Raw genomic sequence first — 22,389 nt, forward strand, 5'->3', positions numbered from 1 at the left:
TACAGTAGTCGCATGTCCACCACCGCCACCCGTCTGCCCGTCGCCGTCCCGCCCCGGGCCGGCGGTCGTGCGTGGGCGGCGCTCGCGGTGCTCATGCTCCCGACGCTCCTGGTCTCGGTCGACAACACCGTGCTGAGCTTCGCCCTGCCGTCCATCTCCGAGGCGCTGAAGCCGAGCGCGACCGGGATGCTGTGGATCGTCGACGTGTACCCGCTCGTCCTCGCCAGCCTGCTCGTCGCGATGGGCAGCCTCGGCGACCGGATCGGCCGCCGTCGTCTCCTGCTCATCGGCGCGACCGGCTTCGCCGCCGTGTCCGCGGTCGCCGCGTTCGCGCCGAGCGCCGAGCTGCTGATCGGCGCCCGCGCGCTGCTCGGTGTCTTCGGCGCCATGCTCATGCCGTCGACGCTGTCGCTGCTGCGCAGCGTGTTCCTCGAGCGCGAGCAGCGACGGCTCGCCATCGCCATCTGGGCCGCCGGTTTCGCGGCGGGTTCCGCTCTCGGGCCGATCGTCGGCGGCGTGCTGCTGGAGCACTTCTGGTGGGGGTCCGTCTTCCTGCTCGCGGTGCCCGTCCTCATCCCGCTGCTCGTGCTCGCGCCGCTGCTGGTGCGGGAGTCCCGCGACCCGGAGCCGGGGCCGGTGGATGCGCCGGGCATCGTGCTCTCGCTGCTCACCATGGCGCCGGTGGTCTACGGCATCAAGACGCTCGCCGTGGACGGGTTCTCGCTCGTCGCCGTGGTCGCCATCCTGGTCGGGGTCGCCTCGGGAGCCCTGTTCGTGCGCCGCCAGCTGCGGCGACCGATCCCGATGCTCGACATGCGGCTGTTCACGCGTCCCGCCTTCAGCGGCGCGGTCGTCGTCAACCTCCTGAGCGTGGTGTCGCTGGTCGGCTTCCTGTTCTTCGTCTCGCAGCACCTGCAGCTCGTGATCGGGTTGACGCCGCTGCAGTCGGGCCTCGTGCTGCTGCCGGGGCTGCTGACGATGATCGTCGCGGGTCTCGTCGTGGTGCCGATCGCGCGGCGCAACCGTCCGGGCGTGGTGATCGCGGGCGGCCTGACGCTGTCGGCGGCGGGCTACCTGCTGGTCGCGCTGACCGGCGGCGGCGCACCGTGGAGCGTGCTGCTCGCGTCCTTCGTGCTGCTCGGAGCCGGCATCGGCGCCGCCGAGACCGTGTCGAACGAGCTCGTGATCTCGACCGCGCCGGCGGCGAAGGCGGGTGCCGCGTCCGCTGTGTCGGAGACGGCGTACGAGCTGGGCGCAGTGCTCGGCACGGCGACCCTCGGGACGCTCATCACCGCGTCCTACCGCGCAGCGCTCGTCGTGCCGGCCGGCCTGACGTCCGCGCAGGCGGATGCGGCGGGGGAGACGCTGGGCGGGGCCGTGTCCGTCGCGGACGGGCTGCCCGCTCCGCTCGCCGAGCAGCTGCTCACCTCGGCGCGCGCGGCGTTCGACAGCGGTGTCGGCGTCACCGCCGTCATCGGCGTCGGACTGGTGGCGACCGCCGCAGTCGTGGCGCTGGTCACCCTGCGTCGCGTCCGCTCCTGACGGGCGGCGCGGCGGTCGTGCGGCGATAGGGTGGCTGTACCGGATCCGCCCATCGAACCAGCGCAGGAGTGCCATGTCCCGTTCCGTCAAGCTCGCCGTCATCCCGGGTGACGGGATCGGTCCGGAGGTCATCGCCGAGGCGGTGAAGGTGCTGGATGCGGTCACCGCCGGCAGCGACCTGACGTTCGAGAAGACGCGCTTCTCGCTCGGCGCCGACCGCTACCTCGCGACCGGCGACGTGCTCACGGACGACGACCTGGCGGCCATCTCCGGCCACGACGCGATCCTGCTCGGCGCGGTCGGCGGGAAGCCCGGCGACCCGCGGCTGGCGGGAGCGAACATCGAGCGCGGGCTCCTGCTGAAGCTGCGGTTCTCGCTCGACCACTACGTCAACCTGCGTCCGACCACGCTCTTCCCCGGCATCGCGAGCCCGCTCGCCGAACCGGGTGAGGTCGACTTCGTCGTGGTCCGCGAGGGCACCGAGGGCCCGTACGTCGGCAACGGGGGAGCGATCCGCCAGGGCACGCCGCACGAGATCGCCAACGAGGTCTCGGTCAACACCGCGTACGGGGTCGAGCGCGTCGTCCGCTACGCCTTCGACCAGGCCGAGCAGCGCCGCAAGAAGCTGACGCTGGTGCACAAGACGAACGTCCTGACCTTCGCGGGCTCGCTGTGGAAGCGGATCGTGGACGCGGTGGCCGCCGAGCATCCCGACGTCGCGGTCGACTACCTGCACGTGGACGCGGCGACCATCTTCCTCGTCACGGATCCTGCTAGATTCGATGTGATCGTCACGGACAACCTCTTCGGCGACATCCTCACCGACCTCGCGGCCGCGATCAGCGGCGGCATCGGGCTGGCGGCCTCGGGCAACATCAACCCGGCCGGGGCCTTCCCGAGCATGTTCGAACCGGTTCACGGATCGGCCCCCGACATCGCCGGCCAGCAGAAGGCCGACCCCACCGCCGCGATCCTCTCCACGGCGCTCCTGCTCCGCCACCTGGGCGAGCCCGAGCTCGCCGGGCGGATCGAGTCCGCGGTGACCGCCGACCTCGCCGCCCGCACGGGCGCTGTGCGAACGACCGCCGAGATCGGCGACGCGATCGCCGCCCGAGTGGCGCAGAATTGAATCACCCGTCGCATAAAGGACTGTCATGACCTCGACCAGCATCTCCCTCACCAACGGACCCACCGAGACCTCCGGCCTGCTCTGGAACGTCAGCCGCAACGAGGCCGCCCGCGAGGCGGCGGAGCGCGCCGAGATCCTCGCGAACCCGGGCTTCGGCAACTACTTCACCGACCACATGGTCGACATCTGCTGGTCGGCGAAGGGCGGCTGGCACCGCCCGCGCGTCTCGCCGTACGGCCCGATCTCCCTGGAGCCCTCGGCCGCGGTGTTCCACTACGCGCAGGAGATCTTCGAGGGCCTGAAGGCGTACCGCCATGAGGACGGCTCGATCTGGACCTTCCGTCCGGAGGCCAACGCCGCCCGCATGCAGCGCTCGGCCTACCGCCTGGCGCTGCCGGAGCTGCCGGTGGAGCACTTCCTCGACTCGCTCAAGCAGCTCGTCGCGGTCGACGGAGACTGGGTACCGGATGCGCCGGAGACGAGCCTCTACCTGCGTCCCTTCATGTTCGCCAAGGAGGCTTTCCTCGGCGTCCGCCCGGCCAACAAGGTCGCGTACTACCTGATCGCGAGCCCCGCCGGCGCGTACTTCCCGAGCGGCGTGGCCCCCGTGTCCATCTGGCTGTCGGACCGCTGGTCGCGCGCCGGCAAGGGCGGCACCGGTGCGGCGAAGACCGGCGGCAACTACGCCTCCAGCCTCCTGCCGCAGGCCGAGGCCTACGAGCACGGCTGCGCGCAGGTGCTGTTCCTCGACTCGGTCGAGGGCAAGTACCTGGAGGAGCTGGGCGGCATGAACGTGGTGCTCGTCTACAAGGACGGCACGCTCGTCACTCCGGAGTCCGACAGCATCCTCGAGGGCATCACGCTCGACTCGGTGCTGCAGCTCGCCCGCGACCGCGGCCACAAGGTGGAGCGCCGCAAGGTGACGATCGACGAGTGGCGCGACGGAGTCGAGTCTGGCGACATCGTCGAGGTGTTCGCCTGCGGCACGGCCGCGGTGATCACGCCGATCGGCGAGTTGAAGTCCGACACCTTCACCGTCGGCGACATCACCGCGCCTCCCGGCGAGCTGACCATGTCCCTGCGCCAGGAGCTGACCGACATCCAGTACGGCCGCGAGCGCGACCGCCACAACTGGATGTACCGCCTGGACGCGTAAGCGCGCGACTGCCTGAAAGGGAGGAGTTCTCGGCCACCTCGGCCGCGAACTCCTCCCTTTCCGCGCATCCAGCGGCGCGTCCTACCTGATCTCCTCCCTTTCGCACGCGCGGCTAGCATCGAGGCATGGGTGACGTGGTGTTCGCGGTCGTCGGTCCGGGGGCGGTCGGCGGGTTGTTCGCGTGGCTGCTGCAGAGGTCGGGGGAGGAGGTCGTCGCCGTCGGACGCCCGGCGACGGTAGCGGCCATCCGGCGCGACGGCATCGAGGTGCGGAGCGCGACGTTCGGCGACGGCGTCCAGCGGGTGCGCGCCGCGACGGAGGTGCCGGAGGGCGCGAGCGTCATCCTCGCCACGAAAGCGTACGGGCTGGCGGATGTGCTCCCCGGCATCGTCGCCGCGCGCCCGGCCGAGGTGATCTCGTTCCTCAACGGAGTCGAGCACATGGAGCCGCTGCGGGCCGCGCTGCCCGGCGTCCCGGTCGCGGGCGCGTCGGTCGCGGTGTCGGCACTGCGCGCCTCGCCGACGGTCATCGACCACCGCAGCCCGTTCGTCCGCATCGAGGCGCCGGAGGCCGCGGTCGGGTTCGCGTCCGTGCGGGCGCTGACGGATGCCGGGCCGAGCGTCCGGGTCGGCGGCACCGAGGCGGAGGTGCTGTGGGCGAAGTTCCGCCTGCTCGCATCCCTCGCGCTGCTCACGTCGTACTGGCGGCAGCCGGCCGGCGCGGCGCTCAGCGAGGACCCGGAGCTGACCGAGGCCGTCGTCTCCGAGGTGGTCGCCTGCTCGGCGGCGGAGGGTGTCCCGGCCTCCGAGCTGGACCTCGTACGCGCCCTGCGGAGCGTTCCGGGCGGGATGCGCACGTCCCTTCAGGAGGATCTGGCGGCCGGCGCCCCGAGCGAGCTGGACGCCCTCGGCGGCGCGCTGGTCCGGATCGGCGAGCGGCACGGGATCGCGATGCCGGCGATCGACCGCATCGTCGCGACCCTGGGTGCTCCCGACTGAGATGCGGCGTCCCGCTGCGGGATGCGCTGCGCCGGCCGTGGCGCCCACGGGGCTAGGCTCGACTCCGTGAAGATCGCACGTTTCAGCCACACCCGCGAGGGGTCGACGACCCCCGTCATCGACTACGGCATCGTCGACGAGGACGCCCTCGTCGTGCTCGCCGGCGATCCGATGTTCGTCGGGTTCGAGACCACCGGGGAGCGCGTCCCGCTCGGCAAGGTCGGCGCGCTGCTGGCGCCGGTCATCCCGCGGTCGAAGGTCGTGGCGGTCGGCAAGAACTACCGCGACCACGCCGCCGAGATGGGCGGGGAGGCGCCGGGGGAGCCGCTGCTGTTCCTCAAGCCCAACACCGCCGTCATCGGGCTGGGCGACGCCATCATCCAGCCGCCGCAGTCCGAGCGCGTCGACTACGAAGGCGAGCTCGCGGTCATCATCGGGAAGATCGCACGCAATGTGAGCGCCGAGGACGCGGCCGACCACATCTTCGGCTACACCGTCGCCAACGACGTCACCGCCCGCGACCTGCAGGAGAAGGACGGCCAGTGGACGCGCGCGAAGGGCTTCGACACCTTCTGCCCGCTCGGGCCGGTCATCGAGACCGAGCTGGCTCCGGATGCCGTGCTGCGCACCCGCCTCAATGGCGAGCTCAAGCAGGAGGCGCCGATCTCGGATATGGTCCACGACATCCCGTCGATCATCGCGTACGCGTCGAGCGTGTTCACGCTGCTGCCGGGCGACGTCATCCTCACCGGGACGCCGGCGGGGATCGGGCCGATGAAGCCCGGCGACACCGTCGAGGTCGAGGTGGACGGCGTGGGGTCGCTCGTCAACCCGGTGCGCGCCCCGAAGTAGGCGGCAGTGAACCGGGCCTCCCCGGTAGGATCGAAGACGTATGTCTGACTCCATCGCTCACCCCTTCTCCGAGGCCACCGGCGCCGATGTGCGCGTGCGCTTCTGCCCGTCGCCCACCGGGACGCCGCACGTCGGCCTCATCCGCACGGCGCTGTTCAACTGGGCGTACGCCCGGCACACCGGCGGCAAGCTGATCTTCCGCATCGAGGACACCGACGCGGCGCGCGACAGCGAGGAGAGCTACCAGCTGATCCTCGAAGCGCTCCGCTGGCTGCGGCTCGACTGGGACGAGGGGATCGACGTCGGCGGCCCCGACGGCCCCTACCGGCAGTCGCAGCGCTACGACATCTACCGCGACCTCATCGAGCGGCTGAAGGAGTCCGGCCACATCTACGAGAGCTTCGCCACGGCGGAGGAGATCGAGGCGCGCAACATCTCGCTCGGCCGCGACCCGAAGCTCGGATACGACAACTTCGAGCGCGACCTCACGGACGAGCAGAAGGCGGCGTACCGCGCCGAGGGCCGCGAGCCCGCGCTGCGCCTGCGCGTGCCGGACGACGACCTCAGCTTCGACGACCTCGTCCGCGGCGAGATCACCTTCAAGGCCGGCTCGTTCAGCGACTTCGTCGTGGTGCGCCCCAACGGCCACCCGCTCTACACCTTCGTGAACCCGGTGGACGACGCGCTCATGGGCATCACCCACGTGCTCCGCGGCGAGGACCTGCTGTCCTCCACCCCGCGCCAGATCGCGCTGTATCACGCGCTCATCGACGCCGGAGTGACCACCTTCGTCCCGCGCTTCGGGCACCTCCCGTACGTCATGGGCGAGGGCAACAAGAAGCTCTCCAAGCGCGACCCCGAGTCGAACCTCTTCCACCACCGCGACCGGGGTTTCATCCCCGAGGGCCTGGTGAACTACCTGGCGCTGCTCGGCTGGTCGCTCACCCACGACCGCGACGTGTTCTCGCTGTCCGAGATGGTCGCCGCCTTCGACGTGAAGGATGTGAACCCCAATCCGGCCCGCTTCGACCTCAAGAAGGCCGAGTCGATCAACGGCGACCACATCCGCCTGCTCGACGTGGCGGACTTCACCGAGCGCACCATCCCGTACCTGGCGGCCGCCGGCGTCGTGGAGGAGCCGCTGACGCCCGCGCAGCACGACGTGCTCGCGCAGGCCGCGCCGCTCGTGCAGGAGCGCGTGCAACTCCTCGGTGAGACGCCGGGGATGCTGGGCTTCCTTTTCACTGACGCGGCATCGCTCACGATCGAGGACGACGCACGCGCCTCGCTGCCGGACAACGCCGGCGAGGTGCTGGCCGCGTCCCTCGGCGCCCTCGAGCTGGTGCCCGAGGCGGAGTGGACGCACGACGCGATCGAGGCGGCGCTGCGCGATGCACTCGTGGAGGGCCTGGGCCTCAAGCCGCGCGTGGCCTTCGGCCCGCTCCGCGTCGCGATCTCCGGCCGCCGGGTGTCGCCGCCGTTGTTCGAGTCGATGCAGATCCTCGGCAAGGCCGAGACCATCGCCCGCCTCGACCGGCTGTCGGCGGCGCTGGGGTAGCGGCGTGAGCGGGGAGTCGTTCGAGGTCGTCGTCATCGGCGGGGGACCGGCCGGACTGTCGGCCGCCCTCAATCTCGCGCGGGCGCGGCGGCGTGTGCTCGTCGTGGACGGCAACCGTCCCCGGCACGCGGCGACCCTGCGCGCGCACGGCTTCGTCACGCGTGACGGCATCTCGCCGCTGGAGCTGCGCCGCCTCGGCCGCGAGGAGGTCGACGCGTACGAGAACGCCGCGGTGGTGTTCGCGCAGGTCGGCGCCGTGGAGCTCGAGGGCGACGGCTTCCGTGTCACCGGGCGCGGGGTGCGCGGCGGGGCGGATGTCGACGTCCGGGCCGACGCGGTGGTCATCGCGACGGGTGTCTCGGAGATGATGCCCGCCATCCCGAGCCTCCGCGCCTATTACGGCACGCAGCTGCACAGCTGCGTCGAGTGCGACGGCTACGAGACCGCGGATCAGCCGCTCGCGCTGATCGGCGAGACCTCCGACCTGGCCGAGCGCGCCCTCCTGCTCACCCAGTGGACCGACGATCTGATCGTCTTCACGAACGCGGCCGAGGTCGTCGACGCGGAGGAGGAGCGGATGCTCGCTCAGCTCGGCGTGACGGTCGAGCGCCGCCCGATCGACGATGTCGTGGGGGAGAAGGGCGTGCTGACCGGCGTGCGCCTGACGGACGGCACGGTGATCGAGCGGGCGCGCGGCTTCCTCCGACCGGTGTGGTCGCCCCAGCTCTCGTTCGCCGACGCTCTGGACCTCGACCGCGACTCCGACGGTTACCTGGTGACCGACGCACAGGGCCGCACGTCCGTCCCCGGCGTCTACGCGGCGGGCGAGACGACGGCACCCGGGCCGCAGCAGCTCATCGTCGCCGCCGGCTCGGGCGCGGTGGTCGCGGCGGCCGTCAACCGCGACCTCATCGGACTGTCGCTGGACGGGGCCGCCGTTTTGTAGTCCGGCCCGCGCGTAGGCTAGAGTTGTTTCTCGTGCCCGGGCCGCGGTTCGGAGCAGTGGGGTATGGTGTAATTGGCAACACGGCTGATTCTGGTTCAGTTGTTCTTGGTTCGAGTCCAGGTACCCCAGCAGTGAAAGGCCCCGATTTTTCGGGGCTTTTTCGCGTGTCCGCGACGTCGCGACGAGGAGCCGGGCAGACTGGCGGGATGCTTCTCGCTGACGCCTTCCCTCCTTTCGGCCTGCGCATCGAGGCGGGCCCGCTCGTGCTGCGGCCGATCACCGACGATGTGCTGCCCGACCTGATCCGCGTGGCGCTCGGCGGGGTGCATGATCCGGCTGACATGCCGTTCTACTACCCGTGGACAGACGCCCCGGCCGACCGGCTGCCTCTGGAGTTCGCGCAGTATCACTGGCGGACGCGTGCCGGCTGGTCGCGCGAGGCGTGGACACTCGAGTTCGCCGTCGAATACAACGGCGAGATCGTCGGTATTCAGGGCATCGGGACGCGCGACTACCCGATCACGCGCACCGGCGAGACCGGCTCCTGGTTGGGGCTGGCACACCATGGGCGTGGCATCGGGACGAGAATGCGGCAGGCCATCTGCGCTTTCGTCTTCGACGAATTGGGCGCGAGCAGATCACCTCCGGTGCGTTCACCGACAACCCGGCATCCCTCGCGGTCAGCAGGAAGGTCGGCTTCCAGCCCGACGGCACCGCCCGGCTCGCTCGACGCGGTGCTTCCGCCGTGAATCAGCGGTTGGTCCTCACCCGCGACGCCTTCGTGCGGGGCGAACCGATCATGGTCGCCGGAGCCGACGCGTTCCGCCGGTTCATCGGGGTCGAGCGGTAACGATCACTCCTGCGCGCTCTGCCTCCGCCAGGCGCCGCTGAACTCCTGGTCGTGCAGCTTCCGCAGCGAGTGGGCCAGGTGGTCCACCTTGTCGGCCGCCTGCTGCATCTCGTGGAAGTCGTTGCCGTGCTCGCGTGGCGTCGTCTTCTCCTCTCCGCGCTTGCGGACGATGCTGAGCTCTTCTCGCACGTACTCCGCGAGTTCGGTGAGGGTCTGCTCCAAGGTCATGTCGTCCTCCTGTTCGACGGTTCTGCGGGCAGCCTAGGGAGGTCCCCCTCATTGGGGTAGACGCAATCCGTGCGCGATGGTCTTGACTGAGCGGGATGCTCGCGCTCTCAGAAGCGAGCCCTTCCCGAAAGTGAGCCGCCGTTGCGTGATCGCGCCGCCTCCGTCCCCGTCGTCGATCGATCCGGAACGGCGCATCCCCGTCGGCGCTCCGTCGCTGCACTGACCATCGCCGCACTCGCCGCCACCGGGCTCGCCGCGCTCGGCGTGGCGCCCGCCTCGGCGAGCCCCGGCAACGGCGTCTGGTGGAATGCATTCGACAGCACGGTAGGCACCCTCACGGACGTCGCCGTCGACTCGTACACCGCTCAGGCCTTCGCCGCCGTCCCCGGTCAGGTGACGATCGTGGACGAGTTCTCGGGTGATGTGATCGGCTCGGTGCCGCTCCCCACCGCCGGCAGCCCGCTGCTGGCTGTGGATGCGAGGCGGGCGCTGGTGTGGACGCTCGACGCGGGACAGCACAAGCTCTACCGGATCGACGAGCGCACGAACACGGTCACCGGCACAGCGACAGTCGCGGGCGATGTCCGCGATCTGACCGTCGACCACAGCACCGCGACGGTGTTCGTGGCGACCGGGACCGACGGGACCATCGTGCCCGTGAACGAGGCGACGCTCGCCGTCGGCACCCCCATCACGGTCGGCGGGACGCTGACGCGCGTCGACGTCGACGCGTCGGCCGGGACTCTCTACGCGATCGACGCGGCCGGGCCGAAGGTCGCAGTCGTCGACGAGGCGTCGTCCACCGTCTCCAAGGTGTCCCTCCCGACGGCACCCCCGTCGGCGCTCACCGTCGACGCCGCCCACCACAAGGCCTACGTCGGCTTCACGTCGCTCTCCACGCTGAGCGTCATCGACGGGCCGACTCTGACGGCGGGAACCCCCGTCGTGTTGCCGACCGGCTACGGCGCCGGGGTGCAGGCCCTGGGCACCGATCCGACCACTCAGACGGTGATCGCCTTCAACAACGCGCAGATGGCCGCGGTCGACACGGTCACCGGCACCGCCGCCACCGCGAGCACCCCCGTCGCGCCGGCCACCGCGCCGCATGTCGCCATCGACGTCTTCACGAACACCGTGGCGTACGGCTCGGGCTTCAAGATCTACGGGTACTGGGAGCCGGTCTCGTTCCTGAGCAGCGTCTCCGGCGTGGTCCCAGTGGGAACGTCGTACCTGAAGCAGATCGAGGCATGGTCCTGGTCCAACGAGTCCCTGTCCTTCTCGGTCACCAAGGGGGCGCTCCCCACCGGCTTGACGATCAGCGGCGACACCATCGTCGGCACGGCCACCACGCCGGGCGACTACACGTTCGACCTGACGGCGACGGACGCGGAGAAGGACTCGGTCACGCAGACCTACACGCTCCGCGTCGTCACGGTGAACCGCACGTCGGGCAGTGACCGCTTCGCCACCTCCGTCGAGGTCTCGAAGGCGTCGTATCCCGACCCGGCCGATGCGAAGACCGTCTACGTGGCGAACGGCATCTCGTTCCCCGACGCGCTCTCGGGCGGTCCGGCCGCGGCGGAGGACTCCGGTCCGCTGCTGCTGACGGCGCCGGGGTACCTGCCGACGGTCGTGTCGAATGAGATCAAGCGCCTGAACCCGGCGCACATCGTCGTCGTGGGCGGCCCCGCGGTCGTCGGCGCCGACGTGTTCTCGGCCCTGCAGAAGCTCTCGCCGGACGTCAAGCGCGTGTACGGCAGCGACCGCTTCGGCACGTCGCAGGCCGTGATCAAGCACTCGTTCAGCACCGCCCCGACCGTCTACGTGTCGACCGGTCTCAACTTCCCGGACTCCCTGAGCGCCGGCGGGGCCGCGGGCAGCCTGCATGCTCCGCTGCTGCTGGTCAACGGGAACGCGACGTCGGTGGACGCGGCCACCGCGTCCCTGCTCCAGTCGCTCGGGACGAGCAAGATCGTCGTCATCGGAGGCTCGGCCGTGATGTCGCCGTCGCTCGTCGCCGACTTCGCCCGGTTCGGGACCGTCGTGCACCTTGCGGGCTCCGACCGGTTCGACTCCTCGCAGCAGGTCGTCGAGTCGGCGTTCAGCACGAGCAGCCGGGTCATCCTGGCGAACGGACTCAACTTCCCCGACGCGCTGGGAGCCTCCGCGTGGTCCGGCGCGTCCGGCTCGCCGCTGTTCATCACGTTGCCGAACTGCGTGCCCCAGCGCACGCTCGACGACACGTACTTCCTCGGGGCCACCAAGGTCACCCTGGTGGGCGGGACGACCGTGCTCAACGGCTCGGTCTTCGGGCTCCAGACCTGCGGCGGCTCGTCCGTCATCGCCCCGGCCTACCCGGCGTCCGCGCCGGTGACGGGCAAGAAGGTCACGGCCTTCGGCAGCGGTTCTGCAGCGTCCGGCCAGCCGGTCGCCCCGCTCCTGCGCGTGAGCCAGGGAACGGAGCGCCCGACCGGTCACTGACCCAGGACGCGCCGGCGGGGATCACCCCGCCGGCGCGTCCTCCGCGTCCTCCTCTGCCTCCTCGCCGTGCTGGACGATGTCGCCGTCCTGGAACAGGATCCCCTTCGCGGTCTCCCGCCACTGCTGCTTCGCGCGCAGCAGGAACTCCAGCTCCATGCTGAAGTGCTTGTACTCCTCGGCGAGCGAGTCGAGCATGATCGCCTTGGCGACCTCGTCCTTCTCCACGGCGATGCGCTGCTCGTACCAGCCGATCGCCTCCGCCTCCTCGGACAGGCTCGCGCACATGCGGGCGAACGTCCGCGTCTCTTCGCCGAGCTCGTTCGGCGGCTCGTGATACTGGTCGGTGGACACCGGCTCTCCCTTCGTCGGAACGGCTTCCGATATACGGTCTACCCGCATCCGGTCCGGCGCGGGAGGATACCGGCATGACGGACAGCGACGGAGCCGGCATCGTCGGCGTCAACACCATCGGCATCCCGGTCGCGGACCAGGACCGCGCACTCGCGTTCTACCGCGACGTGCTCGACTTCGGCGTGCTCGTGGATGCGCCCCTTCCGCAGCTCGGCGCGCGCTGGATCATGCTGGCACCTCCCGGTTCGGCGGTGTCGGTCTCGTTGGTCAGCGCGACCGACAGCGCTCCGGCAGGGGTCGAGACGGGCATCCGGTTCGAAACCCTCGACGCCGAGCGCACGCATGCGACGCTCAGAGAGCGGAAAGTGGATGTGGGGGAGCTGCTGCGCTGGCCCGGCGTACCCGCGATGTTCGCCGCCTCCGACCCCGACGGCAACCGCTTCGAGGTGGTCGAGCGGTCGGAACGCTGACGCAATCGGCCCCGATCCCACTAGGGTGAGCCCAAGGGGGTGGTCGCCGATGAGCGCACTGATGGAGGGATTGCAGCGGGAGGAGCGCCGACGCCGGCGCGTCGCGCTGTTCGTGGTGCTCAGCTGCGTCGCCGGTCTGGGGGTGTGGCTGACGGCTCCGTTCGGGATCGTGCTGCTCACCCGGGGCGAGGTCGCGGGGTGGCTGCTCGTGGCGGCCGGTGCCGTGCTGCTGGCGCTGACCGTCCTCGGCATCTTGGCGGCGCGACGTTCCCACCAGCCCGTGCAGAGTCTTCCGGGCAAGCCGAACCCGCGTTTCGACGAACCGGAGCCGTCGCCGGACCCGCGCGGCGGGTTCAGCATGTCGGGCTCATACCTGGGGTCGCATTAACAAACCGAAACAGCCGGGAGCCCGCTCGATAGGGTGACGGCATGGCTGCGCGTGTGATCGTCATCGGTGCGGGCGTGGTCGGCGCCGCGACCGCCTGGTCCCTGGCCCGCGAGGGCGCCTCCGTGGTGCTTCTCGAGGCGTTCGAGCGCGGGCACGACCGCGGGTCGTCGCACGGCGGATCGCGGATCTTCCGGCACGGCTACACCGAGCAGGACTACGTGGAGCTGTCCGTCCGGGCGCTTCGGGGATGGACGCACCTCGAGCAGGTCAGCGGGCGCCGCCTGCTCGACCCGACCGGCGCCCTGGACCACGGCGACCTGGCCGCGCTGACGGCGATCGCCGAAGCCCAGGATGCGGCCGAGCTGCCCTACGAGTGGTTGACCGCGGGCGAGGCGGTATCGCGCTGGCCGGGGCTGCGGTTCGAGCAGCACGTGCTGTTCAGCCCGGGCGGCGGACGCCTTCGAGCAGCGGACGCGATCGAGGCGCTGCTCGACGCCGCGGCGGCCGCCGGAGCGGACCTGCGGTTCGACACGCGCGTGACGGACATCGCCGAGACGGGCGACGGCGTGACGGTGACGGCCTCCGACGGCGTCCACAGCGCCGACGCCGTCGTCGTCGCGGCCGGATCGTGGACGCCCGAGCTGCTGCGCCCGTTCCTGAACGCGCAGGGCGTGGAACTTCCGACGGTCCGGGTCACCGAGGAGCAGCCGGCGCACTTCCCGCTGCTGCCCGGCCCCGCGGACGGCGAGGCGGCCTGGCCGAGCTTCGTTCACCATCCCACGGAGGAGGGCGTCACCGGCGCGTACGGCCTGCTGACGCCGGGGGAGGGCGTGAAGGTCGGCTTCCATGGCGTCGGCCCCCAGGTGAACCCGGACGATCGAGACCGCACCATCGACCCGGACCGCCTGGCCAGCCTGCAGCGGTACGTCGCGGACTGGGTGCCCGGCGTCGACTCCACGCGCCCGGAGGGGATCAGCTGCCTCTACGACAGCACCCCGCAGGAGGAGTTCGTGCTCGACCGCGTCGGCCCGGTCGTCATCGCAACCGGGTTCTCCGGGCACGGCTTCAAGTTCGGGCCCGCGCTCGGCGATGTGCTGGCGCGGCTGGCGTTGCACGGCGAGCCCGCGGCGGAGCGGTTCCGGCTGCCGGTCGCGTCGCCCGACGCGTGAGGGACGTCCTCAGCGACGCGCCGGATCCAGATTGACGCCGATCCCGTACTTCAGCTCCGGATCGCTGCCGGTCTGCACCATCCACGGGTTCAGCCAGAGGAACTGCGGCTGGGTGATGCCGAAGCGCTGGGTCACCGCCGTGATCGTGTCGTAGGGATTGGGCACGTAGGTGGTGAGCACGCCGTCCTCCGTCAGCACTTTGCCGCGGGCAAACGGTATGAGGCCGGAGTCCTTCACCGTAAGTCCCGGGTACGGGGAGGTCAGCGTCCACGTGAGGTTCGCGGCGGCGAAGACCCGCGCGTCACCCTGCAGGCTCTCCTCGATCGAGTGCAGCCAGCTGGGATCGCCGAGCGCGGTGAACTGCCCGTTGATGGGCATCACCAGTTCCCCGTCGGCCTCGGTTCGATCCAGCGCTGACACCAGCTCGAACTGCTGATTGGTCTGGATGCTCTCCGGCTGTCCGTCATGCCGCGTGCCCGTGATGAGGAGGCTGAGGCCCGTCAGGTCGGCGGTGGCCGGATCGTCGGGCCTGATCCGCACCTCGATCGTGCCCTCGCCGTCCACCGTCACGCGCACCGCGCCGGTCAGCGGGTGTTGCGCGCGCGGGTCGTCCACCGGGTCGTGCGCGATGGGCACGAGGCGCCCGGTGGCGATCGTCTGACCGCGCATCTTCAGCTGCGGGTACGACGCGGCGGCGGGCTGGGCATCCGGCGCGTCGACCGCCGCCGGCGTCGGCGACGGATGCGGGGGCGGCGCGAGCAGCGCGCATCCCGATGTCAGCCCCACGGCAGCGACCACGACCAGGGCCGCGGCGACGCGACCCACCCCCCAACGGATCATGGGCCGACCCTATCAGTGCTCACTCCACGACGACGGGCACCCAGTAGCCGGCGCAGGAGTGGCTTCCCGTGTCGTCGCACTCGTCGTACGGGCTGCCGGTGACGTTCAGCACCGCGTCCCCGCGGGGGAAGGTCTCGGGCACGGTCAGCTCGGTCTCGAAACGGCCGTCCCGGGCGACCGCGACGTGCAGCGGCGGCGTGGAGAGCTCGCGGTGCTGGAGGACGACGACGTATAGCCGGTCCCGCGCGTAGCCGAGATCGCAGGAGGCCGCGCCGCTCGAGAGCACGACGGTCTCACCGGGGTGCACCACGGCGGGACGCGCGTGCAGCGGTGCAGGCAGGCACATGGCCGCGGGCCGGATGATGCCGGCCGACTGAGCCGCAGCGGCGAGAGCGATGGCGCCGCCAGCGAGGACGACCGTCATCGCGGCGCCCGCCCCGATCACCCGCGCGCGTCGCCCCATGGCGACATCCTGGCCGACCGCCGGCCCTGCGCGCGACGGGTCAGACCTGCGCGCCGAGCTTGAAGCCCTGCGACTCGTCGCCCTTGCGGGTGTACGAGAAGCCGTCGGCGCCGATCGTGACCTCCATCTCGGAGTCGTCGGTGCGGCTGGTCAGGGGCTGCGGGTTGCCGTCGAGGTCGAGCACGAGCGACGCCTCGGTGTACCAGGACGGGACGACCGGGTTGCCCCACCAGTCGCGGCGCTGGTTGTCGTGCACGTCCCAGGTGACGACCGGGTTGTCCGGGTCGCCGGTGTAGTAGTCCTGCGTGTAGATCTCGACGCGGTGGCCGTCGGGGTCGCGCAGGTACAGGTAGAACGCGTTGGAGACGCCGTGGCGGCCGGGGCCGCGCTCGATGCAGTCGCTGCGGCGGAGGGCGCCGAGCTTGTCGCAGATCGCGATGATGTTGTGCTTCTCGTGCGTGGCGAACGCGACGTGGTGCATCCGCGGGCCGTCGCCTCCGGTCATCGCGGTGTCGTGCACGGTCGGCTTGCGGCGCATCCACGCGGCGTACGTGGTGCCGGCCTCGTCCTGGATGTCCTCGGTCACCCGGAACCCGAGGTCTTCCATGTAGGCGACGGCGCGGGGGACGTCGGGCGTGACCTGGTTGAAGTGGTCGATGCGCACGAGGGCGCCGGGCGTGTAGAGGTCGTAGCGCCAGGCCAGGCGCTCGACGTGCTCGACCTCGTAGAAGAACTCGTACGGGAAGCCGAGGGGGTCCTCGACGCGCACCGAGTCGCCGACGCCCTTGGTGAAGCCCGACGCACGACGCTCCACGCGGCAGCCGAGCTCGGTGTAGAACTCGACGGCGCGGTCGAGGTCTTCCGGGGTGCGGACGCGGTACGCGAACGCGGCGACGGCCGCGACCGGGCCTTTCCGCAGCACGAGGTTGTGGTGGATGAACTCCTCCATCGACCGCAGGTACACGGTGTCCTCGTCCTCCTCGGTCACGACGAGGTCGAGGACGTCGACGTAGAACTCGCGGCTCGCGGCCAGGTCGGTGACGACCAGCTCCATGTAGGCGCAGCGCACCACATCCGGCGGGGTGGCCTTCGGCGTCGGGATGCGGTCGGTCGGCGCCGGGATCGGGTCGCCGGCGGTCACGATGGGCTCGGGGGAGCCGGGGGTGATGGTCATGGTGGTGCTCTCTCTGCGCTGAGGGTGGTTCGGACTGGGGTTCAGGCGTCGCCGGCGTCCTCGGCGGCCTCGGCCGCCTCCTCCGGCTGGTGCACGGTGGCACCGAACCGGGCGGTGTGGACAGGGCCCAGCGTGATGTGGACCGCCTGCTGGTCGGTATAGAAGTCGATGGAGCGGTAGCCGCCCTCGTGGCCCAGACCGGACGCCTTCACACCGCCGAAGGGCGTGCGGAGGTCGCGGACGTTGTGGGAGTTCAGCCACACCATCCCGGCCTCCACGTTCCCGGCGAAGGTGTGCGCGCGCTCCAGGTCGCTGGTCCAGATGTAGGCGGCGAGGCCGTACTTGACGCCGTTGGCGAGCTCCAGCGCCTCCTCGTCGGTGTCGAACGGCGTGATGGCGACGACCGGGCCGAAGATCTCCTCCTGGAAGATGCGGGCGTCGGCGGGCACGTCGGCGAACACGGTCGGCGCGACGTAGTTGCCGGTCTCGAGCCCGTCGGGGCGGCCGCCGCCCGCGAGCAGGCGGCCCTCCTGCTTGCCCAGCTCGACGTACGACATGACCTTCTCGTAGTGCTCCGGGTGGACGAGAGCTCCGACCTCGGTCTTCGGGTCGTGCGGGTCGCCGACCACGATGTTCTTCGCCCGCTCGGCGTACCGCGTCAGGAACTCGTCGTAGATCGGCCGCTCGACCAGGATTCGCGACCCGGCGGTGCAGCGCTCGCCGTTCAGCGAGAACACGCCGAACAGGGTGGAGTCGATGGCCGCATCCAGGTCGGCGTCCGCGAAGACCACCGCCGGGGACTTGCCGCCCAGCTCCATCGACAGACCTTTCAGGAAGGGCGCCGCGTTGGCGAAGATGATCTGCCCGGTGCGGCTCTCGCCCGTGAACGAGATCAGCGGCACATCCGGGTGCTTGACCAGCGCGTCCCCGGCCTCCTCGCCGAGGCCGTTGACGAGGTTGAACACACCGTCCGGCACGCCCGCCTCGCGGAAGATCGTCGCCCAAAGGGATGCCGACAGCGGCGTGAATTCCGCGGGCTTCAGCACCACGGTGTTGCCGGTCGCGAGCGCGGGAGCGAGCTTCCAGCTCTCCAGCATGAACGGCGTGTTCCACGGCGTGATGAGCCCGGCGACGCCGATCGGCTTGCGGTTGACGTAGTTCAGCTGGCTGCCGGGCACCTTGTAGGCGTCGTCCGCCTGCGCGACGATCAGGTCGGCGAAGAAGCGGAAGTTCTCCGCGGCTCGCTGCGCCTGCCCGAGCGCCTGGGTGATCGGGAGGCCGGTGTCGAACGTCTCCAGCTCGGCGAGCCGCGCGTCCTGCGCCTCGACGGCGTCGGCGATACGGTTCAGGACGCGGGCGCGCTCGCGGGGCTTCATCCGCGGCCAGGGCCCGGTCTTGAACGCGCGCCTGGCGGCGGCGACGGCGAGGTCGATGTCCTCCTTCTGCCCGGCAGCAGCCTGCACGTAGGTCTCGTTCGAGACCGGGTCGAGCACGTCGAAGGTCTTCTCCGAGACGCTGTCGACGAACTCGCCGTCGATGAAGTGCTTGATCCTGTCGGGCAGGCCGGCGGGGATGTGGTGCTGCGCCATGGCGCGGCCTCCGTTCCGATCGGTGGGTCAGTGCTGCTTGTGCTCGTTCTGGTACGCCTGCAGCGAGTCCAGGGTGGCCAGGCGGTGGTTCCGCGCGGCGAGCTCGATCTCCAGCGGGGGAGCGCCGGACTCGATGAGGGTGAGGATGTGCTCGTGCTCGTCGACCGACTCGCGCGCCCGGCCGGGCACGAAGCTGAAGGTGGAGTCGCGGAGCACGGTCAGCCGGTTCCACCCGCGGTGCACCAGGTCGAGGATGTGCGGGTTGGGGCACTCCTCGAACAGCACCGCGTGGAACTCCTGGTTCAGCTGCGTGAAGCGGTGGGGGATGAAGTCGTCGAGGCACGCGATCATCTCGCGGTTGACCGCGCGCGCCCGCTCCAGGTGCTCGGGGGTGAGGAACGGGGCCGACTGCTGGGTCGCCGCGCCCTCCACGAGCGCCAGCGTCTCCATCGTCCAGGTGTACTCGGCCTCCTTCAGCAGGGCGACCTGGGCGCCGACGTTCTTCTCGAACGTCACCAGCCCTTCTGCCTCCAGCCGGCGGATGGCCTCGCGCACGGGCACGACGCTGATATCGAGCTCGCCCGCGATCTGCCCGAGCACGAGCCGGAAGCCCGACACGTAGCGCCCGTCATCGATGCGCGCCCGGATGAAGTCGTAAGCCAGCTGCGACTTGCTCGGCGCGACCGTCTTCACTGCTGGGTCCGCCATGCGCGGTACCGTTCCTTCCACTCGGCGTTCATCGGGAACAGCCCGTCGACCGCGTGGCCCGCGGCCACCTGCTCGGCGATGTACTCCTCTTCGCTCTCCTGCTCGATCGCCGCGTCCACGACCTCCTCGACCAGCGCGGGCGGGATGACGAGCAGGCCGTCCGCGTCGCCCACGATCACGTCGCCCGGTTGGACGGTCGCGCCGCCGCAGGCGATGGTGGTGTCGGTGTCCCAGGGCACGTGCTTGCGGCCGAGCACCGCCGGGTGCGGGCCGTTGTGGTACGTCGGGATGTCGAGGGCGGCCACCACGGCCAGGTCGCGGACGCCGCCATCCGTGACGATCCCGGCCGCCCCGTTGACCTGGGCGCGGAGGGCGAGCACGTCGCCGACGGTGCCGCTGCCGCGCTCGCCGCGGGCCTCGATGACGAGCACTTCGCCCGGGCCGACGGCGTCGAAGGCGCGCTTCTGGGCGTTGTAGCCGCCGCCGTGGGACTCGAAGAGGTCTTCGCGGTTCGGGACGTAGCGGAGCGTGCGCGCGGTGCCGACCACCTTCGTGTCGGGACGGGTGGAGGTGAGGCCGTCGATGCTGACGTTGTTCAGGCCGCGCTTGCGGAGCTGGGAGCTGAGGGTGGCGGTGGCGACGGATGCGAGCTTGGCGCGCAGGTCGTCGGTCAACGTCCAGGCCGGTTCTGGCTGAGTGCCCCAAGCCTCCGCGCGCTGCGTCTCGTCCACGCTGGGCCTCGTCCCGAAGTCGCCGAACGGGATGCTGCCCGCGGTGATGCGGGTGACCAGGCGGCCGGTGCTCGGCGCGCCCGGCGCGGTGGGCGCATCCACTTCGACCTCGACCGTGTCGCCGGGTTCGGTCACGGACGAGCCGGCCGGGGTTCCGGTCAGGATGACGTCGCCCGGCTCGAGCGTCATGAGCTGCGACAGGTCGGCGACGAGGCGGCCGAAGGGGAAGAGGAGGTCGACGGTCGTGCCGTCCTGGACCAGCTCGCCGTTCAGCCAGGTGCGGACGCGGAGGGCGTCGGGATCGAGGTCGGCCGCGGCGAGCACAGTCGGCCCGAGCGGGGTGAACCCGTCGCCGCCCTTGGAGCGGACGTTCGAGCCCTTGTCGGCCGCGCGCAGGTCGTAGAGCCCGAAGTCGTTGGCGGCGGTGACGCCTGAGACGGCCGCCCAGCCGTCCTCCGGAGAGACGCGGCGGGTGAGCCGGCCGATGATGAGTGCGATCTCGCCCTCGAAGGCGAGCAGTTCCGTCCCCGCGGGGCGCTCGAGCTCGCCGCCGGTGACAGCGACGGAGGAGGACGGCTTGAAGAAGTACGACGGCTGGGCCGGGGTCCGGCCCCGCTGTGCGGCTCGGGACCGGTAGTTCAGATGCACGGCGATGATCTTGCCGGGGCGGCTGATGTCGGTCACGTGCGTGGTGCTCCTCGTCGTCGGGGAAGGTCCGGGAGGACTGTATTCAGGATTGTATACGATCTGCGTCGGTGCGGCAATGCAGTCAATAGGCGGCCGGGGCGGGGCCGCCGGAGTCGCCGATGAAGCGGTCCGCCAGCGCCTCCGACGCCCGCGCCAGCAGGGTCACGTCGGAGCCCACCAGCACGTACGCGGCGCCGGCCGCGGCGTACCGGTCGGCCGTCGCCGGGTCGAACGCGTTCACGCCCACAGGCGTCCCGGCCGCGCGCCCCGCCTCGATGACGCGCTCGACGGCGGCGACGACGTCCGGATGGTTCTGCTGCCCGAGCAGGCCCATCGACGCGGCGAGGTCCGCGGGCCCGACGAGCAGCGCATCCACGCCGTCGACCGCCGCGATCCGCGCAGCCGCCTCCAGACCCTCCGCGGTCTCGATCTGCACGGTCAGCGACACCAGTTCGCTCGCGCGGGCGAGGTAGTCCGGGATGCGGCTCCAGCGCGACGAGCGCGCAAGCGCGCTGCCTACACCGCGCACGCCCTGCGGCGGGTAGCGCACGGCACGGACCATCGCCTCCGCCTGCTCCACGCTGTCGACCATCGGCACCAGGATGTTCTGCGCGCCCAGGTCGAGCAGCTGCTTGATCACGACGGTGTCGCCGTACGGCGCACGGACCACAGGGACGGCCGGGTAGGCGGCGACCGCCTGCAGCTGGGCGAGGATCGACTCCAGCCCGACGGGGGAGTGCTCGCCGTCGATGAGGACGATGTCGAGTCCGCTGCCCGCGCAGATCTCCGCAGCCAGCGCGCTCCCGCCGCACGACCACATCCCGAACAGCGTCCGATCCGCTGCGCGGAGCCGGTCGGCGAAGGTGGGCGTCGGGTCTAGACGAATCGGCATGTGACGGCTCCCAGGGTTCCGTAGTCGGCGTGGACGGTGTCGCCGCGCTCCACCCACATCGGGCGGGTGAACGACCCGGCGAGGACGATGTCGCCGGCCTCGAGGCGCGTCCCGTGCTGGGCGAGCTTGTTCGCCAGCCACGCGACGCCGGTGGCGGGGTGGTCGAGCACGGCGGCGGCGACGCCCGACTCCTCGATCGTCTCGTTGCGGTAGAGCAGGGCGCTCACCCAGCGCAGGTCGACGGCGTCCACCGCGACAGGGCGACCGCCGACGACCATGCCGCCCATCGCCGCGTTGTCCGAGATGGTGTCGACTATGGTGCGGCCCTGCAGCTCGATGCGGGACGACAGGATCTCGAGCGCGGGCACGACGTACTTCGTCGCGTCCAGGACGTCGTAGAGGGTGACGTCCGGCCCCTCCAGCGCCTCGCGCAGCACGAACGCCAACTCGACCTCGATGCGCACGTTCGAGAACTGATCGAAGGGGATGACCGAACCGGTCTCGTACACCATGTCGGCGAAGATCGCGCCGTAGTCGGGCTCGGTGATGCCGGTCGCCTGCTGCATGACCTTCGAGGTGAGCCCGATCTTGCGGCCCACCAGCCGCCGCCCGCGGGCGAGCCCGCGCTCGACCCAGACGCGCTGGACGGCGTACGAGTCCTCGACGGTCATCTCCGGGTGGCGGGCGGTCGGCAACGGAACCGTGGTCCGGTCGCGTTCCGCCGCGGCGAGCTCATCCGCGATCGCCTGGATGGTCGGGCTGTCGAGCACGCGGGCTCCCTTCGACGTCGGAGGAGGGGCGTGAGGCCCCGCGATGGATCGTATATCATCCGGGCGCGGTTGCCTATTGCGGCCATGCGGAAATGGCGGCGCGCCGGACGTGCCAGCGTTGTACCTACCTAGCACCATCAGGAGGTACGCCATGGCGATCATCACAGCGCGAGAGTTCAATCACGACGTGTCGGCGGCGAAGCGCAGCGCGACGACGGAACCGCTCATCATCACCGATCGGGGTGAGCCGGCCTATGTTCTCCTCACCTATGCCGACTTCGAGCGGATGACAGGACGGCAGAAGAACATCGTCGACATCCTGCGGCAGGACGATCCGGAGAGCGACTTCGACGTCGAATTCCCGCGAGCGGCGCTCGCGGCCAGGGACGTCGAACTGTGAAGTTCCTCCTGGACACG

23 protein-coding genes and 1 tRNA gene are annotated in these 22,389 nt (G+C 70.8%); 14 read left to right on the forward strand and 10 right to left on the reverse strand.

The annotated features are described in order from the left end of the window. The first annotated feature begins 12 nt into the window (after positions 1 to 12). The 9 genes from AB0P25_RS15065 (at position 13) to AB0P25_RS15105 (ending at position 8,930) form a co-directional block, all read left to right on the forward strand. A complete protein-coding gene (locus AB0P25_RS15065; RefSeq protein WP_363808380.1) occupies positions 13 to 1,542 on the forward strand; it encodes an MFS transporter in 1,530 nt (509 codons plus the stop codon). A 73-nt stretch (positions 1,543 to 1,615) separates the two neighbouring features. Then, entirely contained in the window at positions 1,616 to 2,671 is a 1,056-nt protein-coding gene (locus AB0P25_RS15070) for a 3-isopropylmalate dehydrogenase (RefSeq protein ID WP_363808381.1), read from the forward strand. Positions 2,672 to 2,696: 25 nt separating this feature from the next. After that, a complete protein-coding gene (locus AB0P25_RS15075; RefSeq protein WP_363808382.1) occupies positions 2,697 to 3,827 on the forward strand; it encodes a branched-chain amino acid aminotransferase in 1,131 nt (376 codons plus the stop codon). Between the two features lie 125 nt (positions 3,828 to 3,952). Then, entirely contained in the window at positions 3,953 to 4,825 is an 873-nt protein-coding gene (locus tag AB0P25_RS15080; protein WP_363808384.1) for a 2-dehydropantoate 2-reductase N-terminal domain-containing protein, read from the forward strand. Positions 4,826 to 4,891: 66 nt separating this feature from the next. After that, positions 4,892 to 5,677 carry a fumarylacetoacetate hydrolase family protein gene (locus tag AB0P25_RS15085; RefSeq protein ID WP_363808385.1) on the forward strand — a complete coding sequence of 262 codons (786 nt, stop codon included), beginning with the start codon at positions 4,892 to 4,894 and terminating at the stop codon, positions 5,675 to 5,677. 40 nt (positions 5,678 to 5,717) lie between these two features. Next, positions 5,718 to 7,235 (forward strand): glutamate--tRNA ligase, encoded by a 1,518-nt coding sequence (gene gltX / locus AB0P25_RS15090; protein WP_363808386.1) that lies wholly within the window; start codon positions 5,718 to 5,720, stop codon positions 7,233 to 7,235. A 4-nt stretch (positions 7,236 to 7,239) separates the two neighbouring features. Further along, a complete protein-coding gene (locus AB0P25_RS15095; protein ID WP_363808388.1) occupies positions 7,240 to 8,181 on the forward strand; it encodes an NAD(P)/FAD-dependent oxidoreductase in 942 nt (313 codons plus the stop codon). A 57-nt stretch (positions 8,182 to 8,238) separates the two neighbouring features. Further along, positions 8,239 to 8,310: transfer RNA gene (locus AB0P25_RS15100), tRNA-Gln, on the forward strand. Positions 8,311 to 8,387: 77 nt separating this feature from the next. Next, positions 8,388 to 8,930 (forward strand): GNAT family protein, encoded by a 543-nt coding sequence (locus AB0P25_RS15105; RefSeq protein ID WP_363808390.1) that lies wholly within the window; start codon positions 8,388 to 8,390, stop codon positions 8,928 to 8,930. A gap of 104 nt (positions 8,931 to 9,034) precedes the next feature. On the opposite strand, the gene AB0P25_RS15110 is transcribed toward AB0P25_RS15105, so the two are convergent. Further along, complete coding sequence (locus AB0P25_RS15110; RefSeq protein ID WP_363808391.1) at positions 9,035 to 9,259, reverse strand: hypothetical protein; 225 nt, start codon at positions 9,257 to 9,259, stop codon at positions 9,035 to 9,037. Positions 9,260 to 9,400: 141 nt separating this feature from the next. On the opposite strand from AB0P25_RS15110, the gene AB0P25_RS15115 reads away from it, so the two are divergent. After that, positions 9,401 to 11,740 carry a cell wall-binding repeat-containing protein gene (locus AB0P25_RS15115; RefSeq protein ID WP_363808392.1) on the forward strand — a complete coding sequence of 780 codons (2,340 nt, stop codon included), beginning with the start codon at positions 9,401 to 9,403 and terminating at the stop codon, positions 11,738 to 11,740. A gap of 21 nt (positions 11,741 to 11,761) precedes the next feature. On the opposite strand, the gene AB0P25_RS15120 is transcribed toward AB0P25_RS15115, so the two are convergent. Next, positions 11,762 to 12,091: a hypothetical protein gene (locus tag AB0P25_RS15120; protein ID WP_363808394.1), complete on the reverse strand. Its 330-nt coding sequence runs from the start codon at positions 12,089 to 12,091 to the stop codon at positions 11,762 to 11,764. A 74-nt stretch (positions 12,092 to 12,165) separates the two neighbouring features. Here AB0P25_RS15120 and AB0P25_RS15125 point away from each other — a divergent pair, with 74 nt between their 5' ends. The 3 genes from AB0P25_RS15125 to AB0P25_RS15135 are packed head-to-tail and all read left to right on the forward strand — an operon-like array spanning position 12,166 to position 14,118. Then, positions 12,166 to 12,561: a VOC family protein gene (locus tag AB0P25_RS15125; protein ID WP_363808396.1), complete on the forward strand. Its 396-nt coding sequence runs from the start codon at positions 12,166 to 12,168 to the stop codon at positions 12,559 to 12,561. 49 nt (positions 12,562 to 12,610) lie between these two features. Next, complete coding sequence (locus tag AB0P25_RS15130) at positions 12,611 to 12,949, forward strand: hypothetical protein (protein WP_363808397.1); 339 nt, start codon at positions 12,611 to 12,613, stop codon at positions 12,947 to 12,949. Between the two features lie 41 nt (positions 12,950 to 12,990). After that, entirely contained in the window at positions 12,991 to 14,118 is a 1,128-nt protein-coding gene (locus tag AB0P25_RS15135) for an FAD-dependent oxidoreductase (RefSeq protein WP_363808399.1), read from the forward strand. Positions 14,119 to 14,127: 9 nt separating this feature from the next. On the opposite strand, the gene AB0P25_RS15140 is transcribed toward AB0P25_RS15135, so the two are convergent. The 8 genes from AB0P25_RS15140 to hpaH all read right to left on the reverse strand — a co-directional run bounded on the left by AB0P25_RS15140 (position 14,128) and on the right by hpaH (position 21,972). Further along, complete coding sequence (locus AB0P25_RS15140) at positions 14,128 to 14,958, reverse strand: hypothetical protein (RefSeq protein WP_363808400.1); 831 nt, start codon at positions 14,956 to 14,958, stop codon at positions 14,128 to 14,130. A gap of 19 nt (positions 14,959 to 14,977) precedes the next feature. Continuing rightward, complete coding sequence (locus AB0P25_RS15145) at positions 14,978 to 15,421, reverse strand: hypothetical protein (protein WP_363808401.1); 444 nt, start codon at positions 15,419 to 15,421, stop codon at positions 14,978 to 14,980. A 40-nt stretch (positions 15,422 to 15,461) separates the two neighbouring features. Then, positions 15,462 to 16,595: a 3,4-dihydroxyphenylacetate 2,3-dioxygenase gene (gene hpaD, locus AB0P25_RS15150; protein ID WP_363808402.1), complete on the reverse strand. Its 1,134-nt coding sequence runs from the start codon at positions 16,593 to 16,595 to the stop codon at positions 15,462 to 15,464. A gap of 41 nt (positions 16,596 to 16,636) precedes the next feature. Further along, positions 16,637 to 18,184: a 5-carboxymethyl-2-hydroxymuconate semialdehyde dehydrogenase gene (gene hpaE / locus AB0P25_RS15155; protein WP_363808403.1), complete on the reverse strand. Its 1,548-nt coding sequence runs from the start codon at positions 18,182 to 18,184 to the stop codon at positions 16,637 to 16,639. Between the two features lie 27 nt (positions 18,185 to 18,211). Continuing rightward, positions 18,212 to 18,892, reverse strand: coding sequence for a GntR family transcriptional regulator (locus AB0P25_RS15160; protein ID WP_363808404.1), 681 nt, complete (start codon positions 18,890 to 18,892; stop codon positions 18,212 to 18,214). Beyond that, entirely contained in the window at positions 18,874 to 20,307 is a 1,434-nt protein-coding gene (locus AB0P25_RS15165) for a fumarylacetoacetate hydrolase family protein (RefSeq protein WP_363808405.1), read from the reverse strand. Before AB0P25_RS15165 ends, AB0P25_RS15160 begins: the two co-directional genes overlap by 19 nt. Positions 20,308 to 20,392: 85 nt before the next feature. Then, positions 20,393 to 21,202: an HpcH/HpaI aldolase/citrate lyase family protein gene (locus AB0P25_RS15170; protein ID WP_363808406.1), complete on the reverse strand. Its 810-nt coding sequence runs from the start codon at positions 21,200 to 21,202 to the stop codon at positions 20,393 to 20,395. Beyond that, positions 21,187 to 21,972 carry a 2-oxo-hept-4-ene-1,7-dioate hydratase gene (hpaH, locus tag AB0P25_RS15175; RefSeq protein ID WP_363808408.1) on the reverse strand — a complete coding sequence of 262 codons (786 nt, stop codon included), beginning with the start codon at positions 21,970 to 21,972 and terminating at the stop codon, positions 21,187 to 21,189. The genes AB0P25_RS15170 and hpaH overlap by 16 nt, the downstream gene beginning before the upstream one ends. Before the next feature lie 151 nt (positions 21,973 to 22,123). Here hpaH and AB0P25_RS15180 point away from each other — a divergent pair, with 151 nt between their 5' ends. Further along, complete coding sequence (locus AB0P25_RS15180; protein WP_363808409.1) at positions 22,124 to 22,372, forward strand: type II toxin-antitoxin system Phd/YefM family antitoxin; 249 nt, start codon at positions 22,124 to 22,126, stop codon at positions 22,370 to 22,372. Positions 22,373 to 22,389: the final 17 nt, after the last annotated feature.

It is taken from the genome of Leifsonia sp. NPDC077715 (assembly GCF_040686855.1).
Classification (GTDB): domain Bacteria; phylum Actinomycetota; class Actinomycetes; order Actinomycetales; family Microbacteriaceae; genus Leifsonia.

Bases quoted from the DNA above. Each gene is read 5' to 3' on its own strand.
- AB0P25_RS15065 (WP_363808380.1), top strand. From the start codon at position 13: ATGTCCACCACCGCCACCCGTCTGCCCGTCGCCGTCCCGCCCCGGGCC.
- AB0P25_RS15070 (WP_363808381.1), top strand. From the start codon at position 1,616: ATGTCCCGTTCCGTCAAGCTCGCCGTCATCCCGGGTGACGGGATCGGT.
- AB0P25_RS15075 (WP_363808382.1), top strand. From the start codon at position 2,697: ATGACCTCGACCAGCATCTCCCTCACCAACGGACCCACCGAGACCTCC.
- AB0P25_RS15080 (WP_363808384.1), top strand. From the start codon at position 3,953: ATGGGTGACGTGGTGTTCGCGGTCGTCGGTCCGGGGGCGGTCGGCGGG.
- gltX (WP_363808386.1), top strand. From the start codon at position 5,718: ATGTCTGACTCCATCGCTCACCCCTTCTCCGAGGCCACCGGCGCCGAT.
- AB0P25_RS15105 (WP_363808390.1), top strand. From the start codon at position 8,388: ATGCTTCTCGCTGACGCCTTCCCTCCTTTCGGCCTGCGCATCGAGGCG.
- AB0P25_RS15110 (WP_363808391.1), bottom strand. From the start codon at position 9,259: ATGACCTTGGAGCAGACCCTCACCGAACTCGCGGAGTACGTGCGAGAA.
- AB0P25_RS15125 (WP_363808396.1), top strand. From the start codon at position 12,166: ATGACGGACAGCGACGGAGCCGGCATCGTCGGCGTCAACACCATCGGC.
- AB0P25_RS15130 (WP_363808397.1), top strand. From the start codon at position 12,611: ATGAGCGCACTGATGGAGGGATTGCAGCGGGAGGAGCGCCGACGCCGG.
- AB0P25_RS15135 (WP_363808399.1), top strand. From the start codon at position 12,991: ATGGCTGCGCGTGTGATCGTCATCGGTGCGGGCGTGGTCGGCGCCGCG.
- AB0P25_RS15140 (WP_363808400.1), bottom strand. From the start codon at position 14,958: ATGATCCGTTGGGGGGTGGGTCGCGTCGCCGCGGCCCTGGTCGTGGTC.
- AB0P25_RS15145 (WP_363808401.1), bottom strand. From the start codon at position 15,421: ATGGGGCGACGCGCGCGGGTGATCGGGGCGGGCGCCGCGATGACGGTC.
- hpaD (WP_363808402.1), bottom strand. From the start codon at position 16,595: ATGACCATCACCCCCGGCTCCCCCGAGCCCATCGTGACCGCCGGCGAC.
- hpaE (WP_363808403.1), bottom strand. From the start codon at position 18,184: ATGGCGCAGCACCACATCCCCGCCGGCCTGCCCGACAGGATCAAGCAC.
- AB0P25_RS15160 (WP_363808404.1), bottom strand. From the start codon at position 18,892: ATGGCGGACCCAGCAGTGAAGACGGTCGCGCCGAGCAAGTCGCAGCTG.
- AB0P25_RS15170 (WP_363808406.1), bottom strand. From the start codon at position 21,202: ATGCCGATTCGTCTAGACCCGACGCCCACCTTCGCCGACCGGCTCCGC.
- AB0P25_RS15180 (WP_363808409.1), top strand. From the start codon at position 22,124: ATGGCGATCATCACAGCGCGAGAGTTCAATCACGACGTGTCGGCGGCG.